We start from the raw sequence: 25,132 nt of genomic DNA, 5'->3' as shown, positions 1-25,132 counted from the left end.
AGTGACCCGTGGCTGCCAACTGCGACGTCTGCGGCAAGGGGCCGGGCTTCGGCAACAACATTTCGCACTCGCACCGCCGTACGTCCCGTCGCTGGAACCCGAACATCCAGCGCGTGCGTGCCGTGGTCGGTCGGACGCCGAAGCGGCTCAACGTCTGCACCTCGTGCATCAAGGCCGGCAAGGTCTCGCGCTAATTGCGGCGCGAGTTCTGTCGTAGCGCAGCCCCTGCGGTTGCCTTGAAAGGTCGGTTCACCTAGGTGAACCGACCTTTTGCCTTTCCCGGGGCGGTCACTTCCGGGGGAAGCGGTCACTCGGTGCCCGTACGCGATGACGCGTACGGGCACTCGCGCGTTCAGGCTCTGAAGCGCCAGCCGTGGTCCACGGGGCCGATGCCCGTGCCGAGCGAGAAGCCCGCGGCGATGGCCCCGGTCACGTACGCCTTCGCCTGCCGTACGGCCTCCGGCACGGCCAGCCCCCGGGCGAGCCCGGACGCGATCGCCGAGGCGAGCGTGCAGCCGGTGCCGTGGGTGTGACGGTTGTCGTGCCGGGGGGCGCGGAGCCAGTGCTCCTCGGTGCCGTCGGTGAGCAGGTCGACGGCCTCGTCCGGCCCCGTGGGCAGGTGCCCGCCCTTGATGAGGGCCCATTCCGGTCCGTACGACAGGATCGCCTCGGCCGCGACCCGCATGTCGGACTCGTACACGACGTGGACCTGCGTGAGCTGCGCCACCTCGTCGAGGTTGGGCGTGGCGACGGTGGCGGTCGGCAGCAGCTTCGTGCGGACGGAGTCGAGCGCGGATTCCGCGAGCAGCGGGTCGCCGTGCTTGGAGACGCCGACGGGATCGACGACGACCGGCGCGTCCGTGCCGGCGAGGAGCTCGGCGACGGTCTCGACGAGCGTCGCCGAGGAGAGCATGCCGGTCTTCACGGCCTGGACGCCGATGTCGTCGACGACCGCCCGGTACTGGGCCCGTACGGCCTCCTCGGGCAGCTCCCAGGCGCCCTGGACGCCCCGGGAGTTCTGCGCGGTGACGGCGGTGACCACGCTCATGCCGTGGACGCCGAGGGCGAGCATCGTCTTCAGGTCGGCCTGGATGCCCGCGCCGCCGCCGGAGTCGGATCCGGCGACGGTCAGCACGAGAGGAGGCCTCACTCGGTCTCCCCGAAGTGGTCCCAGCCGCCGGCGCTGTGCCAGGGCGCCCCGTCGACGGTGACCTGCGGCAACGCCGAGGGGTTGAGGACCTCGCCGATGACCTTCCAGCGGGCGGGGAGCTTCACGTCCGGCGGGAAGGTGGCCACGATGGCGTGGTCCTCTCCCCCGGTGAGCACCCACTGCATGGGGTCGACGCCGACGGCCTGGCCGATGTCGTTCATCTGCGTGGGGATGTCGATGAGGCCGGAGCGCAGGTCGATGCGGACCTTGCTGGCCTCGGCGATGTGGCCGAGGTCGGCGATGAGGCCGTCGCTGACGTCGCACATGGCGGTCGCGCCGAGTCCGGCGGCCGCGGGGCCCGCGTGGTACGGCGGCTCGGGCCTGCGGTGGGCCTCGACGAAGGCGCGCGGCGAGCGGAAGCCCCGGGAGAGGACCGCGTATCCGGCGGCGGACCAGCCGAGCCAGCCGGTGTAGGCGACGACGTCGCCGGGCTGGGCACCGCCCCGGGTGACCGGGTCGTGGTTGCGGAGGTCGCCGAGGGCGGTGATGGCGATGGTGATGGTGTCGCCGCGGACCACGTCGCCGCCGACCACCGCCGCGCCCGCGACCTGGCATTCGTCGCGCAGGCCGTCCATGAGCTCGGTGGGCCAGGTGACGGGGAGCTCGGCGGGGACGACGAGGCCGAGGAGGAGCGCGGTGGGGACCGCGCCCATCGCGGCGATGTCGGCGAGGTTCTGCGCGGCGGCCTTGCGGCCGACGTCGTACGCCGTCGACCAGTCGCGGCGGAAGTGACGTCCTTCGAGGAGGACGTCCGTACTGGCCACCACGCGCCGGTCGGGTGCGGAGACGACCGCGGCGTCGTCGCCGGGCCCGATCCGTACCGCCGGGGTGGAGGTGAGCCGGGACGTGAGCTCCCTGATGAGCCCGAACTCGCCGAGCTCTCCGACTGTGCCCTTCACCGCGTCTCACCTCGTGTCTTCGTGCCGGCCGGCGTGCGGGGGCGCGTCTGCGCGCGCCGCGAGTCGCGGGCCGTCACCGTGCTGGGTACCGTCAAGTAGACCGTCAACTTCTGTCGTGCGTACGCCACCACGCGAGTGCCCCGGGACACGCAGGTCTCCCCGCGGCCCGCGGCGACGCGGTACCGTGGCGTCTCTTTCTCCCACAAGATCCTCGTGGTCGCCCTGGAGGTTCCGTGGTACAGGCGTACATCCTCATCCAGACCGAGGTGGGCAAGGCGTCGATCGTCGCCGACACCATCTCCAAGATCCCGGGGGTGCTCCAGGCCGAGGACGTGACCGGACCGTACGACGTGATCGTGCGCGCTCAGGCGGACACCGTCGACGAGCTGGGCCGCATGGTGGTCGCCAAGGTCCAGCAAGTGGACGGCATCACGCGCACCCTCACCTGCCCGGTCGTTCATCTGTAGCCCCCGTCTACCCTTGGCCGGTGATGTCTTCCCACCGGCCCTTCGGCCTGCCCGCCGCCGCCGCGGCCGTGCTGCTGCTGACCGTCACCGGCTGCTCCTCGTCGGACGCCGGGGCGACCGTCGCGGTTCCCCGTCCTCCGGCGGCGGAGGCCGCCCTCTGCCAGGCACTGGACGAGGAGCTGCCCGACACCGTGGCGGGTCTCGAACGCGGCGATCCGGAGCCCGGCTCCGAGCTGACCGCCGGGTGGGGTGACGGTGCGATCGTACTGCGCTGCGGCGTCCCCCGGCCCGAAAAGATGAGCGATCCGAAGGCGCAGGCCGTGGAGGCCGACGGCGTCAACTGGATGCTGGAGCGCACGGCGGACGGCGGACCGCGTTTCACCTCGACGTACCGGAAGACGTACGTCGAGGTGACGCTCGACGAGCGGTACGCGCACGACGCCACGCCCCTCGCGGATCTGGCCGCGCCGGTGAAGAAGGCGGTGCCCCCGAGCCTCTGAGAGGCGCGGGGGCGGCTCGCCGGGGCCGGAGGCTTCTAGCGCAGGCCGGTGGAGCGGTTCAGCGCGGCCTGGATGAGCCGGTCGACGAGCTCGGAGTAGCCGACGCCGCTCGCCTCCCACATCCGCGGGTACATCGAGATGGGCGTGAAGCCCGGCATCGTGTTGATCTCGTTGATGACGAACTCGCCGTCCTCCGTGAGGAAGAAGTCGGCGCGGACGAGGCCCTCGCAGGAGACGGCCTCGAAGGCCTCGACGGCGAGACGCTGGACCTCGGCGGTGGCCTCGTCGCCGATCGGCGCGGGCACGATGCCGGAGGCCGAGTCGATGTACTTGGCCTCGAAGTCGTAGAAGTCGTGGTTCGTGACCGGCGGGATCTCGGCCGGGAGGCTGGCGCGCGGGCCGTCCTCGAACTCCAGGACGCCGACCTCGATCTCGCGGCCGCGCAGCAGCGACTCGACGAGGATCTTCGGGTCGTGGCGACGGGCCTCCTCGATGGCCTCGTCGAGGCCGCCGAGGTCGTCGACCTTGGTGATGCCCATGGAGGAGCCGCCGCGGGCCGGCTTCACGAAGAGCGGCCAGCCGTGGTCGGCGGCGAACTCGACGATCTTCTTGCGGGCGGCGGCGGGGTTCTGCTCCCACTCGCGCGGCCGGATGACCTCGTACGGGCCGACGGGCAGGCCGAAGGAGATGAAGACCCGCTTCATGTACTCCTTGTCCTGGCCGACGGCGGAGGCGAGGACGCCCGCGCCGACGTAGGGGACGCCGGAGAGCTCCAGGAGACCCTGGAGGGTGCCGTCCTCGCCGTACGGGCCGTGGAGCATCGGGAAGACCACGTCGACCTCGCCGAGGGCCTTCGGCACGGAGCCGGGCTCGCTGAGGACGACCTCGCGGTTGGCGGGGTCGACGGAGAGGACGACGCCGCCGTCCTCGGACTCGGCCAGGTCGGCGACGTTCGGCAGGGCGCGGTCGGCGATGGCCATGCGCTCGGGGGCGTCGGCGGTGAGCGCCCAGCGCCCGTCCGTCGTGATGCCGATGGGCAGCACGTCGTACTTGTCCCGGTCGATGGCGCTCAGGACGGCGCCGGCCGTGACGACGGAGATGGCGTGCTCGGAGCTGCGACCGCCGAAGACGACGGCCACGCGCGGCTTGCGGGGGCTCTGGGTGTTCTCGCTCATATCGCGTTGAGCGTACCTTGCGGCTCCCGAACTCCTGAGCGCCCCGCTGTCGCCGCGCTGTCGCCCCGCGCGTACGGCTCAGCGGCGCTCGGACTTGGCGCTGCGGGACATCAGTTCCCTGAGCGCGACGGCCGGCGGCTTGCCCTCGTGGACGATGGAGACGACCGTCTCGGTGATCGGCATGTCGACGCCGTGGCGGCGGGCCAGATCGAGCACGGACTGGCAGGACTTGACGCCCTCGGCGGTCTGCTTCGTCGCCGCGATGGTCTCCTCCAGGGTCATCCCGCGGCCCAGGTTGGTGCCGAAGGTGTTGTTCCGGGAGAGCGGCGAGGAGCAGGTGGCGACGAGGTCGCCGAGGCCGGCGAGGCCCGAGAAGGTGAGCGGGTCGGCGCCCATGGCGAGGCCGAGGCGGGTGGTCTCGGCGAGGCCGCGGGTGATGAGCGTGGCCTTGGAGTTGTCGCCGAGGCCCATGCCGTTGGCGATGCCGACGGCGAGGCCGATGACGTTCTTGACCGCGCCGCCGAGCTCGCAGCCGACGACGTCGGTGTTCGTGTACGGGCGGAAGTACGGGGTCATGCAGGCGGCCTGGACCCGCTGGGCGACCGCCTCGTCGACGCAGGCGACGACCGCGGCTGCGGGCTGCCGGGCGGCGATCTCCAGGGCCAGGTTGGGCCCGGTGAGGACGGCCACGCGCTCGGCGGGCACGTCCGCGACCTCCATGACGACCTCGCTCATCCGCTCCGCGGTGCCGAGTTCGACGCCCTTCATGAGGGAGACGAGGACGGTGTCGGGGGCGAGCAGCGGCGTCCAGGCGGCGAGGTTGCCGCGCAGGGTCTGGGAGGGGACGACGAGGACGGTGAAGTCGGCGCCGTCGGCGGCCTCCGCCGCGTCCGAGGTGGCCGTGATCGCCGCCGGGAGCTCGATGCCCGGGAGGTAGTCGGCGTTGACGCGGGTCGCGTTGATCTCCTTCGCGACCTCCGCGCGGCGGCCCCAGAGGCTCACCTCGCAGCCCGCGTCGGCGAGCACCATGGCGAAGGCGGTGCCCCAGGATCCGCTGCCGAAGACGGCTGCCTTGGTCATTCGGTGCCTCCCTCGACGGCCTTGCGCCGCTGTTCGAGGCGGGCCTTGCGGTGGTCGTACGGCTCGTCGGGCGCCTTCTCGCCGCGGATCTCCTCCAGGAGCGCGGTGATGGCGGCCATGATGGTCTCGGTGACCTCGCGGAGCACCTCGGGGGTCGGTTCGAGGCCCTCGAAGCGGGAGAGGTCGACGGGCGGGCCGGCCTGCACGGTCAGCGTCTTGCGGGGGAAGAGGCTGAGCTTCTTCTCCTTGGCGTACGGCGGCATCGCGAGGTTGGCGCCCCACTGGGCCACCGGGATGACCGGGGCCCTGGTGAGGAGCGCGACGCGGGCGGCGCCGGTCTTGCCGGCCATGGGCCACATGTCGGGGTCCCGGGTCAGGGTGCCCTCGGGGTAGAAGGCGACGCACTCGCCGTCCTCGATGGCCTGGACGGCGGCCCGGAAGGCGTCCAGCGCGTTGGTGGTCTCGCGATAGACGGGGATCTGGCCGGTGTTGCGCAGCATCATGCCGACGAAGGGGCTCTTGAAGAGGCCCGCCTTGGCGAGCAGGCGCGGGACGCGGCCGGTGTTGTACTGGTAGTGCGCGTAGGACAGCGGGTCCAGGTAGGAGTTGTGGTTGACCGCGGTGATGAATCCGCCGTCGGCCGGAATGTGCTCCATACCGCGCCAGTCCCGCTTGAACAGAACCACCAGGGGGGGTTTGGCGATGACCGCCGCGAGGCGGTACCAGAAGCCGATTCTGCGGCGGGGCACTCGGACACCTTTCTCCGGGACTGGCTGGCAGGGGGTCAAGTCTCGCCCCATGCTCCTGGGCTGTCGAGGACACGGTACGCCCCGGGGCCTCCGGAGGACCGCGTGGGCGGGACAGAATGGTCCGCGATGAAGAGCGATGCGGACGACGGCTGGTCCCTGGTCGTGCCCCTGAAGCCCCTTGCCCTGGCGAAGAGCAGACTGGCCGCGGCGGCGGGAGACGGGCTGCGGCCCCGGCTCGCCCTGGCGTTCGCCGAGGACACGGTGGCGGCCGTCCTGAACTGCGCGCGCGTACGGGATGTGGTGGTCGTCACGGACGATCCGGTGGCGGGCCGGGCGCTGGCGTCCCTGGGGGCGCGGATCGTGCCGGACACCCCGGCGGCGGGGCTCAACGCGGCGCTCGCGCACGGGGTCGGCGCCGTGCGGGGGGTACGGCCGCGGGCGCGGGTGGCGGCGCTCAACGCGGACCTTCCGGCGCTGCGGGCGGCCGAGCTCGCCCGGGTCCTGGACCGGGCCTCGGGATTTCCGCGAGCATTTCTCACGGATGCCGCCGAAATAGGTACGACATTCCTCTCGGCCGGACCGGGGGTGGAATTGGAACCGGCATTCGGGGGCCCGTCGAGGCTTCGGCATTTGTCGTCGGGGGCGGTGGAAATACGGCTGACCGGGGTGGATTCCGTACGCAGGGACGTGGACACCGGGGACGACCTGGCGGCGGCGCGGGCGCTCGGGCTCGGTCCGCGGACGGCCGCCCGGTGGCCTCCGGCGGCCGGATAGGCTGCGGTCCATGCAGGCGACCGCGTTCACGTACGACTCCGAGACCCGCAGCGGAAGTGTGCTGCTCGACGACGGCACCCCGGTGGAGTTCGGGGCGGATGCCTTCGACGCGGGCGGCCTCCGGCTGCTGCGCCCGGGCCAGCGGGTACGGATCGAGGCGGAGCCGGGCACGTCGGGCGCCGGCCTGCGGATCACCCTGGTGACGCTCCAGACCTTCTGACCTTCCGGCCTCCGGGCCTCCTGACCTGCTGGCCTTCCGAGGAGCCCCCCGGACCCGTACAACGGCCGCGGGCCGGGCTCCTCGGGGAGGAGCCCGGCCCGGCGGGGGCTGGCAGTACCGCTCGCGACGACTACTTCTTCGCGGCGGTCTTCTTGGCGGTCGTCTTGCGCGCCGTCGTCTTCTTGGCGGGCGCCTTGGTCGCCGTGGCCTTCTTCGCGGCCGGCGCGGTCTTCTTGGCCGTGGCCTTGACGGCGGCCTTCTTGGTCGCGGCCGTCGTGGTCTTCTTCGCGGCGGCGGTCGTGGTCTTCTTGGCCGCCGTCGTGGCCTTCTTCGCGGCGGCGGTGGTCTTCTTCGCCGCGGCCGTGGTGGTGGTCTTCTTGGCCGGGGTCGCCTTCTTGGCGGCGGCGGCCGTGACCTTCTTCGCCGGGGTCGCCTTCTTCGCGGCGGCCTTCTTGGCGGTGGTGGCCTTCTTGGCCGCGGCCTTCTTGACGGTCGCGGAGGCGCCACCGGTCAGGCTGCCCTTGGGGGCCTTCTTGACGGAGACCTCGCCACCCTTGGGGAGCTTCTTCGAGCCGCTGACCAGGTCCTTGAAGCCCTGACCCGCACGGAAACGCGGGACCGAGGTCTTCTTGACCCGGACGCGCTCACCCGTCTGCGGGTTACGCGCGTAACGCGCCGGGCGGTCGACCTTCTCGAACGAGCCGAAGCCCGTCACGGAGACCCGGTCGCCCGCGACCACGGCACGCACGATGGCGTCCAGTACGTGGTCGACGGCTTCGGCGGCCTGCTGACGACCGCCCATCTTGTCGGCAATCGCTTCTACGAGCTGCGCCTTGTTCACGTCTTCCCCTTCGGAGACATTGCCAGAACGAAAGTGTTCAAGCTTTTTCGCACGTTAGGCATGTATATACCGCAAATCAAACACGAAACGGTCTAATCACCCTAGTGCCGCAACGCGGAAGAGCCGCTGCGGAGTTCCTGGTGTCAGTCGTCCTCTGGGAATCGGCCCTCGTCGAGGTCCTTCATCAACCGGTCCAGACGCGTTGCCGCGCCCTTCGGATCGTGCTTCGCCGCGGCCGTCACGACCAGCAGCTTCCGGGACAGCGCCATCCTTACGCCCTCCGGGACTTGCAGTGAGCGCACTCTTGTGTGCGCTTCTTTCAATCGGGCGGCGACTGACTCGTAGATCTCGAGTTGGTTGTCGCGTTCCATGCACCGATTGTGCCATCTAGGGCGAGTTGTCGCCCGACAGGGTCCCAACAAGCGACTGCGCCCCCCACCGGGAGGTGGGGGGCGCAGTCTTGGAAAAGCGCTGCTCAGACCGTAATTGTACGGGGCTTGAAGGACGGCCTCGCCGCCTCGTAAGCCGCGATGTCCGCTTCGTTCTGAAGGGTGAGGCTGATGTCGTCGAGACCGTTCAGGAGACGCCAACGGGCGTTCTCGTCGAGCTCGAAGTCCGCGTCGATCCCGGCCGCGAGGACCTTGCGGGCCTCCAGGTCGACGGTGATCTCGGCGGTCGGGTCGGCCTCGGTCAGCTCCCAGAGGGCGTCCACCGTCTCCTGCGGCAGGACGACCGTCAGGAGGCCGTTCTTCAGCGAGTTGCCGCGGAAGATGTCGGCGAAGCGCGCGGAGATGACGGCCTGGAAGCCGTAGTTCTGGAGCGCCCAGACGGCGTGCTCACGGGAGGAGCCCGTGCCGAAGTCGGGGCCGGCGACCAGGACCGAGGCGCCCTGCCGCTCGGGGCGGTTGAGGACGAACTCGGAGTCCTTGCGCCAGGCCTCGAAGAGCCCGTCCTCGAAGCCGTCGCGGGTGACCTTCTTCAGCCAGTGCGCCGGGATGATCTGGTCGGTGTCGACGTTGCTGCGGCGCAGCGGGACGGCCCGGCCGGTGTGCGTGGTGAAAGCTTCCATGGTTCCTCAGACCCCCGCGGTGGTGGCGACGTCGGACAGATCGGCCGGGGAGGCCAGGTGGCCCAGGACGGCGGTGGCGGCGGCGACCTGGGGAGAGACCAGATGGGTGCGGCCGCCCTTGCCCTGCCGGCCCTCGAAGTTACGGTTCGAGGTGGACGCGGAGCGCTCGCCGGGGGCCAGTTGGTCGGGGTTCATGCCGAGGCACATCGAGCAGCCCGCGTGCCGCCATTCGGCGCCGGCCTCCTTGAAGACCTTGTCCAGACCCTCTTCGACGGCCTGCAGGGCGACGCGGACCGAGCCGGGCACGACCAGCATGCGGACGCCGTCGGCGACCTGGCGGCCCTTGAGGAGGTCCGCGGCGTTGCGCAGGTCCTCGATGCGGCCGTTGGTGCAGGAGCCTACGAAGACGGTGTCGACCTTGATGTCGCGCAGCGGCTGGCCGGCGGTCAACCCCATGTACTCCAGGGCCTTTTCGGCGGCGAGGCGCTCCGAAGCGTCTTCGTACGAAGCCGGGTCGGGGACGTTCGCCGAAAGCGGCGCGCCCTGGCCGGGGTTGGTGCCCCAGGTGACGAACGGGGCCAGCGAGGGACCGTCGATGACGACCTCGGCGTCGAAGACGGCGTCCTCGTCGGACTTCAGGGTCTTCCAGTACGCGACGGCGGCGTCCCAGTCCTCGCCCTCGGGCGCGTGGGCGCGGCCCTTCAGGTAGGCGAAGGTGGTCTCGTCGGGGGCGATCATGCCCGCGCGGGCGCCGGCCTCGATCGACATGTTGCAGATGGTCATCCGGGCCTCCATCGAGAGTTTCTCGATGGCGGAGCCCCGGTACTCCAGGATGTAGCCCTGGCCGCCGCCGGTGCCGATCTTGGCGATGATCGCCAGGATCAGGTCCTTGGCGGTGACGTCCTCGGGCAGTTCGCCGTCGACCGTGATGGCCATGGTCTTCGGGCGGGCCAGCGGCAGCGTCTGGGTGGCCAGCACGTGCTCGACCTGGCTGGTGCCGATGCCGAACGCCAGCGCGCCGAAGGCGCCGTGCGTCGAGGTGTGCGAGTCGCCGCACACGACCGTGGTGCCCGGCTGGGTCAGGCCCAGCTGCGGTCCCACGACGTGGACGACACCCTGCTCGACGTCGCCCAGCGGGTGGAGACGGACGCCGAACTCGGCGCAGTTCTTCCGCAGGGTCTCCAGCTGTGCGCGGGAGACCGGGTCCGCGATGGGCTTGTCGATGTCGAGGGTGGGGGTGTTGTGGTCCTCGGTCGCGATGGTGAGATCGAGCCGCCGTACCTGCCGGCCGTTCTGCCGGAGGCCGTCGAAGGCCTGCGGGCTGGTGACCTCGTGCAGCAGGTGCAGATCGATGAAGAGGAGGTCGGGCTCGCCCTCGGCGCGCCGGACGACATGGTCGTCCCAGACCTTCTCCGCGAGTGTCCTACCCATCGCTTTCCCTCCGGCCGACGTCTGCGTCGGCGCAACTAGAGACCCGTTTCGCGGGCCGTTGTGCGGCCGCCTCACCAGAGTGACGGGTTCCTCGGAAAATTGAACTTGCGTTTCACAGAGTGAGACGCGAATATCGTTGCATGGACAACTCTAGCGGCGTAGGCGTTCTCGACAAGGCAGCCCTTGTCCTGAGCGCCCTGGAGTCCGGTCCGGCCACCCTCGCAGGACTGGTCGCGGCGACGGGACTCGCACGACCCACGGCACATCGTCTCGCCGTGGCACTGGAACACCACCGGATGGTGGCGCGTGACATGCAGGGCCGGTTCATCCTCGGACCGCGCCTCTCGGAGCTCGCCGCCGCGGCCGGCGAGGACCGCCTGCTCGCGACCGCGGGCCCGGTTCTGACGCATCTGCGCGACGTCACCGGCGAGAGCGCCCAGCTCTACCGCCGGCAGGGCGACATGCGCATCTGCGTGGCGGCGGCCGAGCGGCTCTCGGGTCTGCGCGACACGGTGCCGGTCGGCTCGACGCTGACCATGAAGGCCGGCTCCTCGGCACAGATCCTGATGGCCTGGGAGGAGCCCGAGCGGCTGCACCGCGGCCTCCAGGGCGCCCGCTTCACCGCGACGGCCCTCTCGGGCGTACGACGCCGTGGCTGGGCCCAGTCGATCGGCGAGCGCGAGCCCGGCGTCGCGTCCGTCTCCGCGCCCGTACGAGGCCCCTCGAACCGCGTCGTGGCGGCCGTGTCGGTCTCGGGTCCGATCGAGCGTCTGACGCGCCACCCGGGCCGTATGCACGCCCAGGCGGTCATCGACGCCGCCGCCCGTCTCTCCGAGGCGCTCCGCCGCAACGGCTGATCCCTCCCGCCCACCTGTTCGTCCCGGCCCACCGCTTCAACGCCGCAGCGGTGGGCCGGAGTTGTGTCCGCGTCCACCACGTCCCGCCGACCCGCACCGAACAGCGAAGAAGCCCTCCCCCGAAGGGAAGGGCTTCTTCATCGAGTACCCCCGACCGGATTCGAACCGGCGCTACCGCCTTGAGAGGGCGGCGTGCTAGGCCGCTACACAACGGGGGCTTTGGATCTCACGTTGCCGTGGATCCGAGCTGGTCTACCTGGACTCGAACCAAGACTAACTGAACCAGAATCAGTCGTGCTGCCAATTACACCATAGACCAATACGTGGTTAGACCAGCGTCGTACCCCCGACCGGATTCGAACCGGCGCTACCGCCTTGAGAGGGCGGCGTGCTAGGCCGCTACACAACGGGGGCCCTAGCGATCCTGCATCGAGTTCACCGGGTGCGACCCAGGTGATCCCGCGGGAAGGATCTGTACCCCCGACCGGATTCGAACCGGCGCTACCGCCTTGAGAGGGCGGCGTGCTAGGCCGCTACACAACGGGGGCTTCGTGGATGCCATCCACTAGGTTTGCAGATGAGCTCTGCGAGCTGGCCTACCTGGACTCGAACCAAGACTAACTGAACCAGAATCAGTCGTGCTGCCAATTACACCATAGGCCACCGGGGCGCCATCCCCACGAGGGGGGATCTTGCTCGGTTTGCGCTTTCCGGGTTCTTGCCTTTCGGCTTGTTCCCCTCGGCGCAGAAAGAACATTACCCGAAGGTGGACGGTGCTCCAAAACGGGTATCCCCCCGCAGCACTCCGGGGAGCTGGTGGAGGTCCGTGATGCGGCGCAGCTCGGGCCGTCCGCCGGTGCCGGCGCGGTCCAGCCAGACGCCCAGGAGCCCGGCCTCCGTCGCGCCCCGCGCGTCGATGTCGGGCTGGTCACCGACGTACGCCACCTGCTCGGGCGGCAGCCCCAGGGCCGTACAGGCGGCCTGGAAGGCCTCGGGGGCGGGTTTGGCGACGCCCAGCTCGGCGGCGCAGACGACGGCCTCGAAACGGTCGCGCACGCCGAGGGCGCGGAGCTTGGGTTCCTGGGCGTGGATGCTGGAGTTCGACAGGACGGCGTGACGGTAGTCACGGGCCAGCAGGTCGAGGACGGGCAGCGCGTCGGGGAAGAGCTCCCAGGCGGCCCGGTAGTGGACGACGTACCGGTCGAACCAGTCGTCGGCCTCGGCGGCGGTCAGCTCCGGCCTGCCGAGGAAGTCCCTGACCCGCTCCCGGCGCTGGTCCTGGAAGTCCCCGCCCTCGCGCTCGAAACGGCGCCAGTGGAGGTCGGTGAGCTCCCGCCAACGACGGAGGGCCTGGTCGACGGAGGCGAATCCGTCCACCAGGCCCTCGGCCGTGAGGTGTGCGCTCATGCCGACGCGGTCGGCGCGGGCGTAGTCGAAGATCGTGTCGTCGACGTCCCAGAGCACCGCGCGGATGGCCATGGATCGACCGTACCGCGCGAGGGGTGTCAGGCGGCGAGCTTTTCGAGGGCCGCGTCGATGCGGGCGAGGGTCTTCTCCTTGCCCAGGATCTCCAGCGACTCGAAGAGCGGCAGACCGACCGTGCGGCCGGTGACGGCGACACGGACCGGGGCCTGGGCCTTGCCGAGCTTGAGGCCGTGGGCCTCGCCGGCGACCAGGACCGCGTTCTTGAGCGACTCGGGGTCGTTCCAGTCGGCGTCCACGAGCTTCTCGCGGGCCGTGGCGAGGAGCGCGGCGGGCTCGCCCTTCATGCCCTTGTCCCACGAGGCCTGGTCGAAGACCGGCTCGGAGAGGAAGAGGAAGTCGACGTTGGCCGTGATGTCCGAGAGGACGGTCAGGCGGGTCTGGGCGTGCGGCGCGATGGCCTCCCAGGCGGCGCGGTCGAAGTCCTCGGGCGCCCAGTTGGCGTGCGGGGCCTTCAGCCAGGGCTCGCAGGCCTCGGCGAAGGCCTTCACGTCGAGCATCCGGATGTGGTCGGCGTTGATCGACTCGGCCTTCTTGAGGTCGAAGCGCGCCGGGTTGGCGTTCACGTCGGCGATGTCGAACTTCGCGACCATGTCCTCGATCGAGAAGACGTCCTGGTCGGCGGAGAACGACCAGCCGAGGAGCGACAGGTAGTTCAGGAGGCCCTCGGGGAGGAAGCCGCGCTCCCGGTAGAGGTTGAGGGAGGCCTGCGGGTCGCGCTTGGAGAGCTTCTTGTTGCCCTCGCCCATGACGTACGGCAGGTGGCCGAACTGCGGGATCTCCTTGGCGACGCCCAGCTCGATCAGCGCCTTGTACAGCGCGATCTGGCGCGGGGTGGAGGAGAGCAGGTCCTCGCCGCGCAGGACGTGGGTGATCTCCATCAGGGCGTCGTCGACCGGGTTCACCAGGGTGTACAGCGGGGCGCCGTTGGCGCGCACGATGCCGTAGTCGGTGACGTTCTCCGGCTGGACGGTGATCTCGCCGCGGACCAGGTCGGTGAAGGTGGTCGCCTCGTCCGGCATCCGGAAGCGGACGATGTGGCTGCGGCCCTCGGCCTCGTACGCCTGCTTCTGCTCGTCGGTGAGGTCGCGGCAGTGGCCGTCGTAGCCGGAGGCGCGGCCGGCGGCGCGGGCCGCCTCACGGCGCTCGTCGAGCTCCTCGGCGGTGCAGTAGCAGGGGTACGCGTAGCCGCCGGCGAGCAGCTTGTCGGCGACGTCCTTGTAGATGTCCATCCGCTCCGACTGGCGGTACGGCGCGTGCGGGCCGCCGACCTCGGGGCCCTCGTCCCAGGTGAAGCCGAGCCAGCGCATCGAGTCGAGCAGCAGCTGGTACGACTCCTCCGAGTCGCGCGCGGCGTCGGTGTCCTCGATGCGGAAGACGAACGTGCCCTCGTTGTGCCGGGCGAAGGCCCAGTTGAAGAGAGCGGTGCGGACCAGGCCCACGTGGGGGTTGCCGGTCGGCGAGGGACAGAAACGGACGCGGATGTTCGCGTTAGCCACGCTTGATCACCTTATTGGTGAGAGTGCCGATGCCTTCGATGGTGACGGCGACCTCGTCGCCGACGGTGAGGGGGCCGACCCCGGCGGGGGTGCCGGTGAGGATGACGTCGCCCGGGAGCAGCGTCATGGCCTCGGTGATGTGGACGACCAGGTCCTCGATGGAGCGGATCATGTCGCTCGTACGACCCAGCTGGCGTTGTTCGCCGTTGACCGTCGCCTGGATGGCCAGGTCGCTCGGGTCGAGGTCGGTCTCCACCCAGGGGCCGAGGGGGCACGAGGTGTCGAAGCCCTTGGCACGGGCCCACTGCTTCTCGCGCTGCTGGGCGTCGCGGGCGGTGACGTCGTTGGCGCAGGTGTAGCCGAAGATGACGTCCTTCACGCGCTCGCGGGGCACCTCGCGGCACATACGGCCGATGACCACGGCCAGTTCGGCCTCGTGGTGCAACTCGTTGGAGAAGGAGGGGTACTCGATGGCGTCGCCGGAGCCGATCACCGAGGTGGTGGGCTTGAAGAAGGCGACGGGGACGTCGGGGACCTCGTTGCCGAGTTCGGCGGCGTGCTCGGCGTAGTTGCGGCCGATGGCCACGACCTTGTTGGGGAGCACGGGCGGCAGGAGCCGTACCTTGCTCAGCGGGACCTTGGTGCCGCTGAGCTCGAAGTCGGTGTACGGGATGCCCTTGATGATGTCGAGGACGAGGCCGCCGGACTCGACGGATCCCTCGCCCTCGACCGCGCCGAAGGCCACATTGCCGTCGATGGAGAATCTGGCGATGCGCACGAGTGCTGTCGCCCCTCACTTGGTACTGGCTGGAGTCTGACGCTCCAGGCTAACGCGGCGCGGGGGCGGGCTGCGGGCGGTGTCGCCCGGGGGACCTAGCGGGTCGCGGAGGCGTACGGCTGCGGCTCGTACGGGGCCGGGGCCGTCATGAGGATGGTGCGGCGCGGGTTGGCCGTGTTGCCGGGGAGCTCGACCGCGTACTCGGGCTGGGCACCGCGGCCGAGGTCGGCCGCGTCCGCGAGGTGCACGAGGGTGGAGCGGCGCGGGTTGGCCGTCTTGAGGAGCTGCGCGGTCTTCGTGGCGTTCATGGCTTCTTCGGACCTGTCCCGGGAGGGGCGCCCGTACGGGCGCGAGCATCTGTGTAAAGCGTCAGGCTAAACATGCAATTCCCTTCGAATGCATGGCTCAGGCATCGATCAGCGTGTGAGTTTGCTCACCAAGTGCCCAATTTTTCGGACATTACGGACCGCCGTCACCCGACACGGAAACGGACAATACCCCACTGAACGATCTATTCCGCTCCTGATCATGGCGACTGGGACACACGGGTACGGGCAGCCATTGGGAAGGAAAAGTCCGAATGATCCGTGATCATCTTCTACGTCGGGTGACGCGCCGGGCACGGGTTGTCATTCCCTTTCCGGCGGCGCGCGGGGCCCTTGTTGGAGATCCCCCACTGTGCTGGAATTCCACGCACCGCCGCGGGTTTCAAGCCGGCGCGCAGGGGGCGCAACGCAGCGCCGGCCGAGTGGCGGGGAAGGGGGAGCTGCGCCGGTCACCGACGACCGCCCTGGGGCGCATCACGCGACCCCATGACGCCGAATCCGTCCTCTCCGTTCACCCGGAAGGACGCCTGGTCCAGAGGTTGCGACGCTAGTGCAGGGACGTTTCAAGAGGGATGGCTCGGGGTCTCCCCAGGCCCGTCAGGGCCGAGCCGATGCTCCGGCGGAGCAGGAACCGCGTGCCGGGACCGACCGCGGTCCCTCGGCCTCGCACGCCCCCCGCCAGGGCCAGGGCCCCCGTCAGGCACCGTCCGCGGAGGCGGGTGACGGCCGGCGCGGAGGCGCCAGGAAGGCCGAGTCCGCCGAACCCGTCGAGGCCGTGACGGTCACGCCGAAGCCCGAGGACGCGGTCGGACCGCGAATAGCCCTGCGCAACTGGCGCATCTCCACGCGCCTCGTCGCGCTGCTGACCCTCCCCGTGGTCGCGGCCACCGCCCTCGGCGGCATCCGCATCAACGACTCGCTGCAGGACATCGAGCAGCTCGACCACATGCAGCTGCTGACCAAGCTGACCCGTGAGGCGACCGACCTCGCCCAGGCCCTCCAGGCCGAGCGCGACCTCTCCGCGGGTCCCCTGGCCAACGACCGGCCGGTCAGCGACTACCAGGTGGCCAACCCGCGCAAGCGCACGGACCGCGAGTACAAGGCCTTCCTCGACGCCACCAACGCCATCCCGGCGGCCGACGGCAACGAGGCGCTGCGCAACCTGCGCAACAACGTCAACCAGATCGCCTCCCAGGTCACCAACCTGAGCGTGATCCGCCGTACCGCCTACGAGGACGGCGTCGCCCACTCGGTGACGGTCGAGGCCTACAGCCGTCTCATCCGGTCGCTGCTCAGCCTCTCCCAGGACATGGCGCAGGCGACCAGCAACCCCGAGATGATCAAGCGGACCCGGGCGCTCGCCGCCTTCTCGTCCGCCAAGGAGTACGCCTCCATCCAGCAGGCGATCATCGCCTCGGCGCTCCCCCCGAACGACAAGACCAAGGGCCGCCTCGACCTCGGTGACCGCCTCTACGGTGAGGCCGCCCTCACCAGTGAGAACGTCGAGCTCAAGGCCTTCCGGACGACCTACGAGTCGACCGGTGAGGACGCCGCCAACCGCACCGAGTCGCTGAACGCGGGCGCCAACCCGTCGATCGCCGCCGCCGACAAGTACGCCGAGCGCGTGCTGAGTTCGGAGGGGGGCATCAAGCAGGACGGCGCCGAGCGCGGTCACCTCAACTTCACCGACGAGTACGGCGTCAAGATCAACGCCATGAACGCCATCGAGCGCGACCTGCTCGGCGACATGGAGGGCATGGCCCGTGAGCTGCGCCAGGAGGCGCAGCGCGACGCCATCATCAACGGTGCGCTGATCCTCCTCGTCCTCGGCGTCTCGCTCATCGGCGCCTTCGTCGTGGCCCGGTCCATGATCCGGTCGCTGCGCCGCCTCCAGGACACCGCGACCAAGGTCGCCCAGGACCGGCTGCCCGAGCTCGTCAAGCAGCTCTCCGAGTCGGACCCGCAGGACGTCGACACCACCGTCGAGTCCGTCGGCGTGCACTCCCGCGACGAGATCGGCCAGGTGGCCGCGGCCTTCGACGACGTGCACCGCGAGGCCGTGCGTCTCGCCGCCGAACAGGCCCTCCTCCGGGGCAACGTCAACGCGATGTTCACCAACCTCTCGCGCCGTTCCCAGGGCCTCATCCAGCGTCAGCTCTCGCTCATCTCCGAGCTGGAGTCCCGCGAGGCCGACCCCGACCAGCTCTCCTCGCTGTTCAAGCTCGACCACCTCGCGACCCGTATGCGCCGGAACGGCGAAAACCTCCTCGTCCTCGCCGGCGAGGAGCCGGGCCGTCGCTGGACCCGCCCGGTCCCGCTGGTCGACGTCCTCCGCGCCGCCGCCTCCGAGGTGGAGCAGTACGAGCGCATCGAGCTGGCCGCGGTCCCGGCGACCGAGGTCGCCGGCCGGGTCGTCAACGACCTCGTGCACCTCCTCGCCGAGCTGCTGGAGAACGCCACCTCGTTCTCCTCCCCGCAGACGAAGGTCCGGGTCACCGGTCACGCGCTGCCCGACGGCCGCGTGCTCGTCGAGATCCACGACACCGGCATCGGCCTCTCCCCCGAGGACCTCGCCGCGATCAACGAGCGGCTCGCCTCGCCGCCCACCGTGGACGTCTCGGTCTCGCGCCGCATGGGTCTGTTCGTGGTCGGCCGCCTGTCCCTGCGACACGGCATCCGCATCCAGCTGCGCCCCTCGGACTCGGGCGGCACCACCGCGCTCGTCATGCTCCCGGTCGACGTGGCCCAGGGGAACAAGAAGCCCATGCCCAAGCCGGGCGCGGGCGGCCAGGGCGCGATGCCCCCGGGTGCCTCCGCCTCCGGTGGCCGGCTTCCGGCCGGTCCGGGCGCCGGTGGCCCCGGCGGTCCGGGCGGTCAGCGTCCGGGCGGTGCCCCGTCCTCGGCGGCCGGCCGCCTCGGCGCCGGTGCCGGTGCGGCGCGTGGCCAGGTCGGTACGGGCGGCCCGCGTGCCGCGCTGCCCGCCCGCGACGGCGCCCCGCTCGCCGGCGGCCCGCAGCCGAACCGTCCGCAGCAGCCCCAGCCGCAGCACGCGCAGCACGACCAGACCGGTCAGCTGCCGCAGATCCCGCAGGCCCCCGCCGCCCCGGCTCCGCAGCAGGACCCGCTGCGTCCGGGCCCCGGTGCCGGTGGTCTCATCGGCGGCGCGGCGAGCGCCATCCCGTCCCGTACGGACGTGTGGGGCAACCAGGGCCAGCCGAACGGGCAGGGCGGCCGTCCGGCCGTGCCCGGCGCGCGTCAGCCCGCCCCGGCGGCGCAGGCAGGCCAGCAGCCCGGTGCGGAGTTCCCGCGCGCCGAGCTGCCGGGCGGTACCCCGCAGCCGCAGCGCCCGCAGCCCGTGAGCTGGGGCAGCGAGCCGGCGCAGCAGCCGGTGCGCCGCCCGCAGCAGGAGATGTCCCCGCTGGACGCCCCGCGCGGCCACGAGGACCCGGAGACGGCGGGCCGGCACGCGGCTCCGGCAGCCCCTCAGGGCCCCGGTTCCACGGGCCAGTTCCCGCGCCCGGACTTCGGTGCCCCGCAGGCGGCTCCGCAGGCCGCCCCGGCCCCGCAGCCGCAGGCGTACGGGGGCGGTGCGCAGGATCCGGCGGCGACGTCGCAGTTCCCGCGTCCCGACTTCGGCGCCCCGCAGGGTCCCGGCTCCACCGGTCAGTTCCCCCGCCCGGACTTCGGTGCCCCGCAGGGTCCCGGCTCCACGGGCCAGTTCCCGCGCCCGGACTTCGGCGCCCCGCAGGGTCCCGGCTCCACGGGTCAGTTCCCGCGTCCCGACTTCGGTGCGCAGCAGCAGGCCCCGCAGCCGCAGCAGGCCCAGCAGCCGCAGGGCTACCAGGGTGGTCAGCAGCAGCAGTTCGGCCGTCAGCCGTACGTGCCGCAGGCCCAGCAGGCGCAGCAGCAGGCCCCGCAGCCCCCGCGTCAGCGGACCGGCGGCGAGGACTTCGGCGCCCCGCGTCCGGCGAACGAGCAGGCGGGCCAGGCCCAGCAGCCGCGTCAGCCGCAGCTCCAGCAGTCCCGCCGTCCGGAGGCGCTGCCGCCGGCCGGTGGTCCGGGTGACGGCCGTACGCCGCTGTACGACACCCTGGAGACCAACTGGTTCCCGCAGGGCCAGGAGCAGGGCCGTCCGCAGGCGCCGCAGGCGCCGCAGGCGCAGCACCAGGCCCCCATGGCTCCGCAGGCCCCGCAGGCCCCGCAGGCGCAGCAGGCTCCCCAGGCCCAGGCGCCCCAGGGCGGCGCGGCCACCTGGCGGACCTCGCCCAACGACGAGCTGGTGCGCCAGGCCGAGCGGGTGCGCAAGCCCGCGGCCGGCGGCGTCACCACCTCCGGCCTCCCCCGGCGCGTGCCGAAGGCCAACCTCGTACCCGGGACCGCCACGGAGCAGGCGCACAGCGCCGGCCCCCAGGTCTCGCGTGCACCCGACGACGTACGCGGCCGGCTCACCAACCTGCGCCGCGGCATCCAGCAGGGCCGACAGGCCGGTAACTCGACCACGGGTAACCACCACCTCGGTCCGAACCACCAGCAGGAGCGCTAGTTGAACGCGATGAGCCAGGCGGCGCAGAATCTGAACTGGTTGATCACCAACTTCGTGGACAACACCCCCGGGGTGTCGCACACGGTGGTGGTCTCCGCCGACGGACTCCTGCTGGCCATGTCCGAAGGATTCCCCCGCGACCGCGCGGACCAGCTCGCCGCGGTCGCCTCCGGACTGACCTCGCTGACCGCGGGGGCGTCCCGGATCTTCGAGGGCGGTCCCGTCGCCCAGACCGTGGTGGAGATGGAGCGCGGCTTCCTCTTCCTCATGTCGGTCTCCGACGGGTCCTCGCTGGCCGTACTCGCCCACCCCGAGTGCGACATCGGCCTCGTGGGCTACGAGATGGCGCTGCTGGTCGACCGGGCCGGCAGCGTCCTCACCCCGGACCTCCGCGCGGAGCTCCAGGGCAGCCTGCTCCACTAGGCCAGGCCCGAGCCGTCCCGTGACCCGGCGACCGGCTCACCGCACCTGCCCGACAGGGCGGTACGCCCCTCCGTACCGCCCTGGCCCGTTCATCGTCCGGCCGCCCCAACCGGCCCCCCACCGGCCCCATCCGACGGCGGAAGTTCGCTGTCACGCCCGGAGGATTCATGACCCCGCCCCCCGCCTCTCACGATCCGTACGGCGCCTCAGTCGACGAGTACGGACATGAGGGCGACCAGCCGCTGGTACGTCCCTACGCGATGACCGGCGGCCGGACCCGGCCGCGCTACCAGCTCGCCATCGAGGCGCTGGTCAGCACCACGGCCGACCCCGCGCACCTCGCCACGCTGCTGCCCGAGCACCAGCGGATCTGCCACCTGTGCCGCGAGGTCAAGTCGGTGGCCGAGGTCTCGGCCCTCCTGTCGATGCCGCTCGGCGTCGCCCGGATCCTCGTCGCCGACCTGGCAGAGGCCGGCATGGTGGCCATCCACCAGCCGGGCAACGGAGAGACCGGCGGCACGCCGGACGTGACACTGCTCGAAAGGGTGCTCAGTGGACTTCGCAAGCTCTGACGGCGGCGCCGGCGCTCCCAGCCGGTCGACCACCAGCGCGAAGATCGTCGTGGCGGGCGGCTTCGGCGTGGGCAAGACCACGTTCGTGGGCGCCGTCTCGGAGATCAACCCGCTGCGTACCGAGGCCGTGATGACCTCCGCGTCCGCGGGGATCGACGACCTGACCCACACCGGCGGCAAGACCACCACCACGGTGGCGATGGACTTCGGCCGCATCACGCTGGACCAGGACCTGATCCTGTACCTCTTCGGTACCCCCGGTCAGGACCGCTTCTGGTTCATGTGGGACGACCTGGTCCGCGGCGCCATCGGCGCCGTCGTCCTCGTCGACACCCGCCGCCTCGCCGACTGCTTCCCCGCCGTCGACTACTTCGAGAACTCCGGCCTCCCCTTCGTCATCGCCCTCAACGGCTTCGACGGAAACCAGCCCTACCAGCCCGAAGAAGTCCGCGAGGCCCTCCAGATCGGCCCCGACACCCCCATCATCACCACCGACGCCCGCCACCGCGCGGACGCCAAGAGCGCGCTCATCACCCTCGTCGAGCACGCCCTCATGGCCCGCCTCAAGTAACACCTCACGCATCAGTCGGGCATATGCCAACACCTGGGGACGGTCTGTGGCCTTCGCCACGACCGTCCCCGTGTTCATAACAATCCGACAGAGAATTCGGGCGCCTCGGACACCCGACGCATCCGGTCGGTGTCACTGCGCTCACCTGAGCCCCGCCTTTTGGCGGGGCTCGCTCTTTATGCCCGTTTTACGCAAGGTCCACAAGGTGGGACGGGGTCGATTTCCGGTGTTTGGAACGGAACCCCTTCACGTGCTGGAATTCATGAACTCCCGAGTAGTACGGCCCTGAACGAAACACGGCACAACGTAGGTGCCGACGCCGAGAGGTTGTTGGTCGAGTGAGGCGCAGCAAGGAAAGCTCCGAGGAGCAGGAGACACGGGGCAACTTCACCCCGCCGTCGCGCACGGCGATGTCGCCCGCGGACGTGCCCGTGACCCCGCCGCCGGCCCCGGCCGCCCCCGGCAACTCGAGCAAGCTGTCGCCGCGCAACTGGCGCGTGCCCACCCGCCTGAACGCGATCCTCCTCATACCCTCGCTCGTCGGCCTCGTCATGGGCGGCTTCCAGGTCAAGGGGTCCATCGACACCTGGCAGGAGGCGCAGGACGCCGAGAAGACGGCCCTCATCGTGAAGGCCGCGTCGGAGTACAGCACCGCCCTGCTCAACGAGCGGGACCTCACGGCCGCTCCGCTGCTCGCCGCGAAGACCCCCGAGGACCGCAAGGGCGAGACCGTCGAGAAGGCGTACGCCGCCACCGACGCCGCCCGGCTGAAGTTCGACGAGGCCGCCAGGAACCTCCCCTCGGGCCAGGGCCTGGAGCGCCGCCTCAAGCTCTTCCGGGCCGAGGAGCCGAAGCTCGCCGCGCTGCGCAAGTCCGCGTACAGCGCCGGGCTCGACCCGGTGAACACCCAGCTCCAGTACACCGGCGTCCAGCACTACCTCACCGAGTTCTCCAACGAGCTCGGCCTCGGCACCGGCAACGTCACCGCCTACGGCCGCAGCGTCTACGCGATCCAGCTCGCCAAGGGCGCCGAGTCGCTCCAGCGCTCCATCGGCACCCAGCTGCTCGTCCGGCCCAGCCAGCAGGCGGGCGTCTTCGCCCAGCAGTCGGTGGCCTTCAACTCGTACAACTACCTGGAGCAGATCGCCCTCGGCGAGTTCGTCTCCGGCGGCATGCCCGAGGACGTCGAACTCCTCAAGAAGGTCATGGCCCGCAAGGCCGCCGACGGCGCCAAGGAGATGCAGAGCCTTCCGGTCCAGCCCCCCAAGGGCAAGGACGGCTCCGTCTACTCCGGCACCGCCGCCGCCATCGGCAGCGCGAAGACCCCCACGGCCCTGGCGGCCCTCAAGGCCCAGGCCATCACGCCCGAGACCTGGATGGGCATCGCCACCGCCAAGTTCGAGGGCTACAGCGAGGTCGAGAAGTCCCTCGTGGACAAGGCCGTGAACGAGGCCATCCGCGTCTCCGACGAGGCCAAGACCGATGCCTGGGTCAACGGCGGCATCGTCGTCGTCTCCCTGCTCGCCGCCTTCGTCCTCGCCGGGATGATGGCCCGCCAGATGAGCCGCTCGATGCGCGAGCTGCGCAACGCCGCCTTCGGCATCGCCGAGCAGCGCCTGCCGATGCTCGTCGACCAGCTGTCCCGTACCGAGCCCGGCCGGGTCGACACCCGCGTACAGCCCATCCCGATCGACTCGCAGGACGAGATCGGCGAGGTCGCCCGCGCCTTCGACCAGGTCCACCGCGAGGCCGTCCGGCTCGCCGCCGAGCAGGCCATGCTCCGGGGCAACGTCAACGCGATCTTCACCAACCTCTCGCGCCGCAACCAGTCGCTGATCGAGGGCCAGCTGACCCTCATCACCGACCTGGAGAACAACGAGGCCGACCCGGACCAGCTGGAGAACCTCTTCAAGCTGGACCACCTGGCCACCCGTATGCGCCGCAACGGCGAGAACCTCCTCGTCCTCGCCGGCGAGGAGCCGGGCCGCCGCTGGGACCAGCCCGTCCCGCTGGTCGACGTCATGCGCGCCGCCTCCTCCGAGGTGGAGCAGTACGAGCGCATCGAGCTGGCCGGCGTCCCGGAGGCCGAGATCCACGGCCAGGCCGTGACCGACCTCGTCCACCTGCTCGCCGAGCTCCTGGAGAACGCCACCACGTTCTCCTCCCCGCAGACCAAGGTCCGCGTCACCGCGACCCGTCTCCCCGACGGCCGCGTGATGGTCGAGATCCACGACAAGGGCATCGGCCTCACCGCCGAGGACTTCGCGGACATCAACCACAAGCTGGCGAACCCGCCGACCGTGGACGCCGCCGTCTCCCAGCGCATGGGCCTCTTCGTGGTCGGCCGCCTCGCCGACCGACACGGCATCCGGGTCCAGCTGCGCCCCTCGGGCGAGCAGGCCGGGACGACCTCGCTGGTCATGCTGCCGGACGCGATCACGCACGGCGGCGGCGGCGAGCAGCCGGTCCAGGACGACTTCACCGTCTCGCAGATCATTCCGCAGCAGCAGCAGCCGAACGTCTTCGAGGCCCCGGCCCCGCAGACGATGCTGACCGCCGCCGATCTCGGCTTCGACGACTCGCGCTACGAGCAGCGGTCCGACGAGGCGTCCGAGCTCGACCTCGACCCGGTGAACCGCTCGCTGTCCCGTGAGGACCGGCGCGCGACCCTCGGCGAACGGCTCCAGGAGCAGGAGCCGGCCGCGGAGGAGTTCGGCCAGGCCGCCGCCCCGCAGGAGTACGCGCAGGAGTACGCCCCCGGCCAGGAGTTCGCGCAGGGCCAGGAGTACCCGCAGCAGGAGTACGCCCCGCAGGAGTACGCGCAGCAGCAGGGGTACGGCCAGGAGTACGCCGCCGAGTACCAGGGCGAGTACGCCCCGGCGCAGGAGCAGGCCTACTCCCAGGAGTACACCGGCGAGTACGAGCAGCAGGGCTACGAGGCCTACCCGCAGGCCGGCTATGCGGAAGCCCCGTACGAGACTCCGGTCGTCGAACACCAGCAGTACGGCAACGCGTTCGACTCCCAGGCCCAGCAGGGTGAGTGGCAGGACCAGAACGCCTACCAGGGCGGCTACGAGCAGGCGTACGGAGCGGAAGCGGAATCTGCTCCTACCGCTCCCGAACAGGCCCCTGACCGCGTAGGCTTCGACCGTCCGGGCACCGCTCCGAGCCCCGCCCCGGACGCCGGTCACGCGCTGACCGACGCAGGTCTGCCGCGCCGCGGCAGCGTCGGCCAGCAGACGCAGCAGGTGCCGCGCCAGGCACCGCCCGCACAGGCCCAGCAGCCCGCGCAGGCGCAGCAGCCGGCGCAGGTCCCGCAGCCGGCGGGGCCGGCGGAGCAGCAGCGAGACGAAGCCGACGGCTCCGAGGCCTGGCGCTCGACGAACGACGAGCGTTGGCAGCGGGCCGGGAAGCTCAAGGACCCGAAGGCCGGCGGGGTCACCTCCTCGGGTCTCCCCCGGCGAGTCCCCAAGGCCAATCTGGTCGAGGGCACGGCGGAGCAGACCCCGCAGGGCGGCCCCCAGGTCTCCCGCGCACCCGAGGACGTCCGGGGCAGGTTGAGCAACCTGCGCCGCGGTGTCCAGCAGGGACGCAGCGCGGGTACGGACACGAACGGATCGGGCTTCGGCCCGGGCAGTACCTACAACCAGGAGCGTTAGTGTGAGC

24 protein-coding genes and 5 tRNA genes are annotated in these 25,132 nt (G+C 71.0%); 11 read left to right on the top strand and 18 right to left on the bottom strand.

What is annotated here, in order from left to right; translation table 11 throughout:
• Nucleotides 1-8: 8 nt before the first annotated feature.
• Complete coding sequence (gene rpmB / locus ACFC0Z_RS13475; RefSeq protein ID WP_003957616.1) at nt 9-194, top strand: 50S ribosomal protein L28; 186 nt, start codon at nt 9-11, stop codon at nt 192-194.
• Between the two features lie 158 nt (nt 195-352).
• Here rpmB and thiD read toward each other — a convergent pair whose 3' ends face one another.
• Nucleotides 353-1,150, bottom strand: a complete 798-nt coding sequence (thiD, locus tag ACFC0Z_RS13470) for a bifunctional hydroxymethylpyrimidine kinase/phosphomethylpyrimidine kinase (protein ID WP_376436316.1) — start codon at nt 1,148-1,150, stop codon at nt 353-355.
• Nucleotides 1,147-2,109, bottom strand: coding sequence for a thiamine-phosphate kinase (locus tag ACFC0Z_RS13465; protein WP_376436313.1), 963 nt, complete (start codon nt 2,107-2,109; stop codon nt 1,147-1,149). The genes thiD and ACFC0Z_RS13465 overlap by 4 nt, the downstream gene beginning before the upstream one ends.
• Nucleotides 2,110-2,342: 233 nt before the next feature.
• On the opposite strand from ACFC0Z_RS13465, the gene ACFC0Z_RS13460 reads away from it, so the two are divergent.
• Entirely contained in the window at nt 2,343-2,576 is a 234-nt protein-coding gene (locus tag ACFC0Z_RS13460) for an Lrp/AsnC family transcriptional regulator (protein WP_073819077.1), read from the top strand.
• Nucleotides 2,577-2,599: 23 nt separating this feature from the next.
• Nucleotides 2,600-3,076, top strand: a complete 477-nt coding sequence (locus tag ACFC0Z_RS13455) for a DUF3515 domain-containing protein (protein WP_376436692.1) — start codon at nt 2,600-2,602, stop codon at nt 3,074-3,076.
• Between the two features lie 35 nt (nt 3,077-3,111).
• On the opposite strand, the gene ACFC0Z_RS13450 is transcribed toward ACFC0Z_RS13455, so the two are convergent.
• The 3 genes from ACFC0Z_RS13450 to ACFC0Z_RS13440 all read right to left on the bottom strand — a co-directional run bounded on the left by ACFC0Z_RS13450 (nt 3,112) and on the right by ACFC0Z_RS13440 (nt 6,080).
• Entirely contained in the window at nt 3,112-4,251 is a 1,140-nt protein-coding gene (locus ACFC0Z_RS13450; RefSeq protein WP_376436310.1) for a D-alanine--D-alanine ligase family protein, read from the bottom strand.
• Nucleotides 4,252-4,329: 78 nt separating this feature from the next.
• Entirely contained in the window at nt 4,330-5,331 is a 1,002-nt protein-coding gene (locus tag ACFC0Z_RS13445) for an NAD(P)H-dependent glycerol-3-phosphate dehydrogenase (RefSeq protein WP_376436307.1), read from the bottom strand.
• Entirely contained in the window at nt 5,328-6,080 is a 753-nt protein-coding gene (locus tag ACFC0Z_RS13440) for a lysophospholipid acyltransferase family protein (RefSeq protein ID WP_376436304.1), read from the bottom strand. Before ACFC0Z_RS13440 ends, ACFC0Z_RS13445 begins: the two co-directional genes overlap by 4 nt.
• Nucleotides 6,081-6,206: 126 nt before the next feature.
• Between ACFC0Z_RS13440 and cofC the strand changes: the two genes are divergently transcribed.
• Nucleotides 6,207-6,854: a 2-phospho-L-lactate guanylyltransferase gene (cofC, locus tag ACFC0Z_RS13435; protein ID WP_376436301.1), complete on the top strand. Its 648-nt coding sequence runs from the start codon at nt 6,207-6,209 to the stop codon at nt 6,852-6,854.
• Between the two features lie 10 nt (nt 6,855-6,864).
• On the top strand, nt 6,865-7,074 hold the full coding sequence (locus ACFC0Z_RS13430; RefSeq protein WP_360808038.1) for a hypothetical protein: 210 nt from the start codon (nt 6,865-6,867) through the stop codon (nt 7,072-7,074).
• A 130-nt stretch (nt 7,075-7,204) separates the two neighbouring features.
• Here the strand turns inward: ACFC0Z_RS13430 and ACFC0Z_RS13425 are convergent, their stop codons facing one another.
• The 4 genes from ACFC0Z_RS13425 to leuC all read right to left on the bottom strand — a co-directional run bounded on the left by ACFC0Z_RS13425 (nt 7,205) and on the right by leuC (nt 10,415).
• Nucleotides 7,205-7,915 carry an HU family DNA-binding protein gene (locus tag ACFC0Z_RS13425; protein WP_376436298.1) on the bottom strand — a complete coding sequence of 237 codons (711 nt, stop codon included), beginning with the start codon at nt 7,913-7,915 and terminating at the stop codon, nt 7,205-7,207.
• A gap of 143 nt (nt 7,916-8,058) precedes the next feature.
• Nucleotides 8,059-8,286 (bottom strand): hypothetical protein, encoded by a 228-nt coding sequence (locus tag ACFC0Z_RS13420; RefSeq protein WP_376436295.1) that lies wholly within the window; start codon nt 8,284-8,286, stop codon nt 8,059-8,061.
• A 104-nt stretch (nt 8,287-8,390) separates the two neighbouring features.
• A complete protein-coding gene (gene leuD / locus ACFC0Z_RS13415) occupies nt 8,391-8,984 on the bottom strand; it encodes a 3-isopropylmalate dehydratase small subunit (protein ID WP_376436292.1) in 594 nt (197 codons plus the stop codon).
• 6 nt (nt 8,985-8,990) lie between these two features.
• Nucleotides 8,991-10,415 carry a 3-isopropylmalate dehydratase large subunit gene (leuC, locus tag ACFC0Z_RS13410; protein ID WP_376436289.1) on the bottom strand — a complete coding sequence of 475 codons (1,425 nt, stop codon included), beginning with the start codon at nt 10,413-10,415 and terminating at the stop codon, nt 8,991-8,993.
• A 140-nt stretch (nt 10,416-10,555) separates the two neighbouring features.
• Here leuC and ndgR point away from each other — a divergent pair, with 140 nt between their 5' ends.
• Nucleotides 10,556-11,272 (top strand): IclR family transcriptional regulator NdgR, encoded by a 717-nt coding sequence (ndgR, locus tag ACFC0Z_RS13405; RefSeq protein ID WP_017235973.1) that lies wholly within the window; start codon nt 10,556-10,558, stop codon nt 11,270-11,272.
• Between the two features lie 145 nt (nt 11,273-11,417).
• Here the strand turns inward: ndgR and ACFC0Z_RS13400 are convergent.
• From ACFC0Z_RS13400 to ACFC0Z_RS13360, 9 genes are all read right to left on the bottom strand, one after another.
• A tRNA-Glu gene (locus ACFC0Z_RS13400) sits at nt 11,418-11,490 on the bottom strand.
• 29 nt (nt 11,491-11,519) lie between these two features.
• Nucleotides 11,520-11,591 (bottom strand) — tRNA-Gln (locus ACFC0Z_RS13395).
• Between the two features lie 22 nt (nt 11,592-11,613).
• Nucleotides 11,614-11,686: transfer RNA gene (locus tag ACFC0Z_RS13390), tRNA-Glu, on the bottom strand.
• Nucleotides 11,687-11,747: 61 nt separating this feature from the next.
• A tRNA-Glu gene (locus ACFC0Z_RS13385) sits at nt 11,748-11,820 on the bottom strand.
• Between the two features lie 43 nt (nt 11,821-11,863).
• Nucleotides 11,864-11,935: transfer RNA gene (locus ACFC0Z_RS13380), tRNA-Gln, on the bottom strand.
• Nucleotides 11,936-12,028: 93 nt separating this feature from the next.
• Nucleotides 12,029-12,751 carry an HAD family hydrolase gene (locus tag ACFC0Z_RS13375; RefSeq protein WP_376436285.1) on the bottom strand — a complete coding sequence of 241 codons (723 nt, stop codon included), beginning with the start codon at nt 12,749-12,751 and terminating at the stop codon, nt 12,029-12,031.
• 26 nt (nt 12,752-12,777) lie between these two features.
• Complete coding sequence (gltX, locus tag ACFC0Z_RS13370; protein ID WP_376436282.1) at nt 12,778-14,253, bottom strand: glutamate--tRNA ligase; 1,476 nt, start codon at nt 14,251-14,253, stop codon at nt 12,778-12,780.
• Complete coding sequence (locus tag ACFC0Z_RS13365) at nt 14,246-15,031, bottom strand: fumarylacetoacetate hydrolase family protein (RefSeq protein ID WP_360808050.1); 786 nt, start codon at nt 15,029-15,031, stop codon at nt 14,246-14,248. Before ACFC0Z_RS13365 ends, gltX begins: the two co-directional genes overlap by 8 nt.
• A gap of 95 nt (nt 15,032-15,126) precedes the next feature.
• Nucleotides 15,127-15,339, bottom strand: coding sequence for a hypothetical protein (locus ACFC0Z_RS13360; protein ID WP_376436279.1), 213 nt, complete (start codon nt 15,337-15,339; stop codon nt 15,127-15,129).
• A 568-nt stretch (nt 15,340-15,907) separates the two neighbouring features.
• Between ACFC0Z_RS13360 and ACFC0Z_RS13355 the strand changes: the two genes are divergently transcribed.
• The 5 genes from ACFC0Z_RS13355 (at nt 15,908) to ACFC0Z_RS13335 (ending at nt 25,125) form a co-directional block, all read left to right on the top strand.
• Complete coding sequence (locus ACFC0Z_RS13355) at nt 15,908-19,900, top strand: nitrate- and nitrite sensing domain-containing protein (protein ID WP_376436276.1); 3,993 nt, start codon at nt 15,908-15,910, stop codon at nt 19,898-19,900.
• A gap of 9 nt (nt 19,901-19,909) precedes the next feature.
• A complete protein-coding gene (locus tag ACFC0Z_RS13350; RefSeq protein WP_030496942.1) occupies nt 19,910-20,323 on the top strand; it encodes a roadblock/LC7 domain-containing protein in 414 nt (137 codons plus the stop codon).
• Between the two features lie 167 nt (nt 20,324-20,490).
• Nucleotides 20,491-20,895, top strand: coding sequence for a DUF742 domain-containing protein (locus ACFC0Z_RS13345; RefSeq protein WP_017235980.1), 405 nt, complete (start codon nt 20,491-20,493; stop codon nt 20,893-20,895).
• Entirely contained in the window at nt 20,876-21,466 is a 591-nt protein-coding gene (locus tag ACFC0Z_RS13340) for an ATP/GTP-binding protein (RefSeq protein WP_376436273.1), read from the top strand. Before ACFC0Z_RS13345 ends, ACFC0Z_RS13340 begins: the two co-directional genes overlap by 20 nt.
• Before the next feature lie 338 nt (nt 21,467-21,804).
• Complete coding sequence (locus tag ACFC0Z_RS13335) at nt 21,805-25,125, top strand: nitrate- and nitrite sensing domain-containing protein (RefSeq protein ID WP_376436271.1); 3,321 nt, start codon at nt 21,805-21,807, stop codon at nt 25,123-25,125.
• Nucleotides 25,126-25,132: the final 7 nt, after the last annotated feature.

The sequence above is a fragment of the Streptomyces sp. NPDC056144 genome (assembly GCF_042264145.1).
Taxonomy (GTDB): Bacteria; Actinomycetota; Actinomycetes; order Streptomycetales; family Streptomycetaceae; genus Streptomyces.
Note: the sequence above shows the minus strand (reverse complement) of the source record. Positions and strands in the feature narration are given on the sequence as shown.

What these genes read in the sequence shown, in the direction of transcription:
- ACFC0Z_RS13455 (WP_376436692.1), top strand. Translation starts at nt 2,600, where the DNA reads ATGTCTTCCCACCGGCCCTTCGGCCTGCCCGCCGCCGCCGCGGCCGTG.
- ACFC0Z_RS13450 (WP_376436310.1), bottom strand. Translation starts at nt 4,251, where the DNA reads ATGAGCGAGAACACCCAGAGCCCCCGCAAGCCGCGCGTGGCCGTCGTC.
- ACFC0Z_RS13445 (WP_376436307.1), bottom strand. Translation starts at nt 5,331, where the DNA reads ATGACCAAGGCAGCCGTCTTCGGCAGCGGATCCTGGGGCACCGCCTTC.
- cofC (WP_376436301.1), top strand. Translation starts at nt 6,207, where the DNA reads ATGAAGAGCGATGCGGACGACGGCTGGTCCCTGGTCGTGCCCCTGAAG.
- ACFC0Z_RS13430 (WP_360808038.1), top strand. Translation starts at nt 6,865, where the DNA reads ATGCAGGCGACCGCGTTCACGTACGACTCCGAGACCCGCAGCGGAAGT.
- ACFC0Z_RS13420 (WP_376436295.1), bottom strand. Translation starts at nt 8,286, where the DNA reads ATGGAACGCGACAACCAACTCGAGATCTACGAGTCAGTCGCCGCCCGA.
- leuD (WP_376436292.1), bottom strand. Translation starts at nt 8,984, where the DNA reads ATGGAAGCTTTCACCACGCACACCGGCCGGGCCGTCCCGCTGCGCCGC.
- leuC (WP_376436289.1), bottom strand. Translation starts at nt 10,415, where the DNA reads ATGGGTAGGACACTCGCGGAGAAGGTCTGGGACGACCATGTCGTCCGG.
- ndgR (WP_017235973.1), top strand. Translation starts at nt 10,556, where the DNA reads ATGGACAACTCTAGCGGCGTAGGCGTTCTCGACAAGGCAGCCCTTGTC.
- ACFC0Z_RS13375 (WP_376436285.1), bottom strand. Translation starts at nt 12,751, where the DNA reads ATGGCCATCCGCGCGGTGCTCTGGGACGTCGACGACACGATCTTCGAC.
- ACFC0Z_RS13360 (WP_376436279.1), bottom strand. Translation starts at nt 15,339, where the DNA reads ATGAACGCCACGAAGACCGCGCAGCTCCTCAAGACGGCCAACCCGCGC.
- ACFC0Z_RS13350 (WP_030496942.1), top strand. Translation starts at nt 19,910, where the DNA reads ATGAGCCAGGCGGCGCAGAATCTGAACTGGTTGATCACCAACTTCGTG.
- ACFC0Z_RS13345 (WP_017235980.1), top strand. Translation starts at nt 20,491, where the DNA reads ATGACCCCGCCCCCCGCCTCTCACGATCCGTACGGCGCCTCAGTCGAC.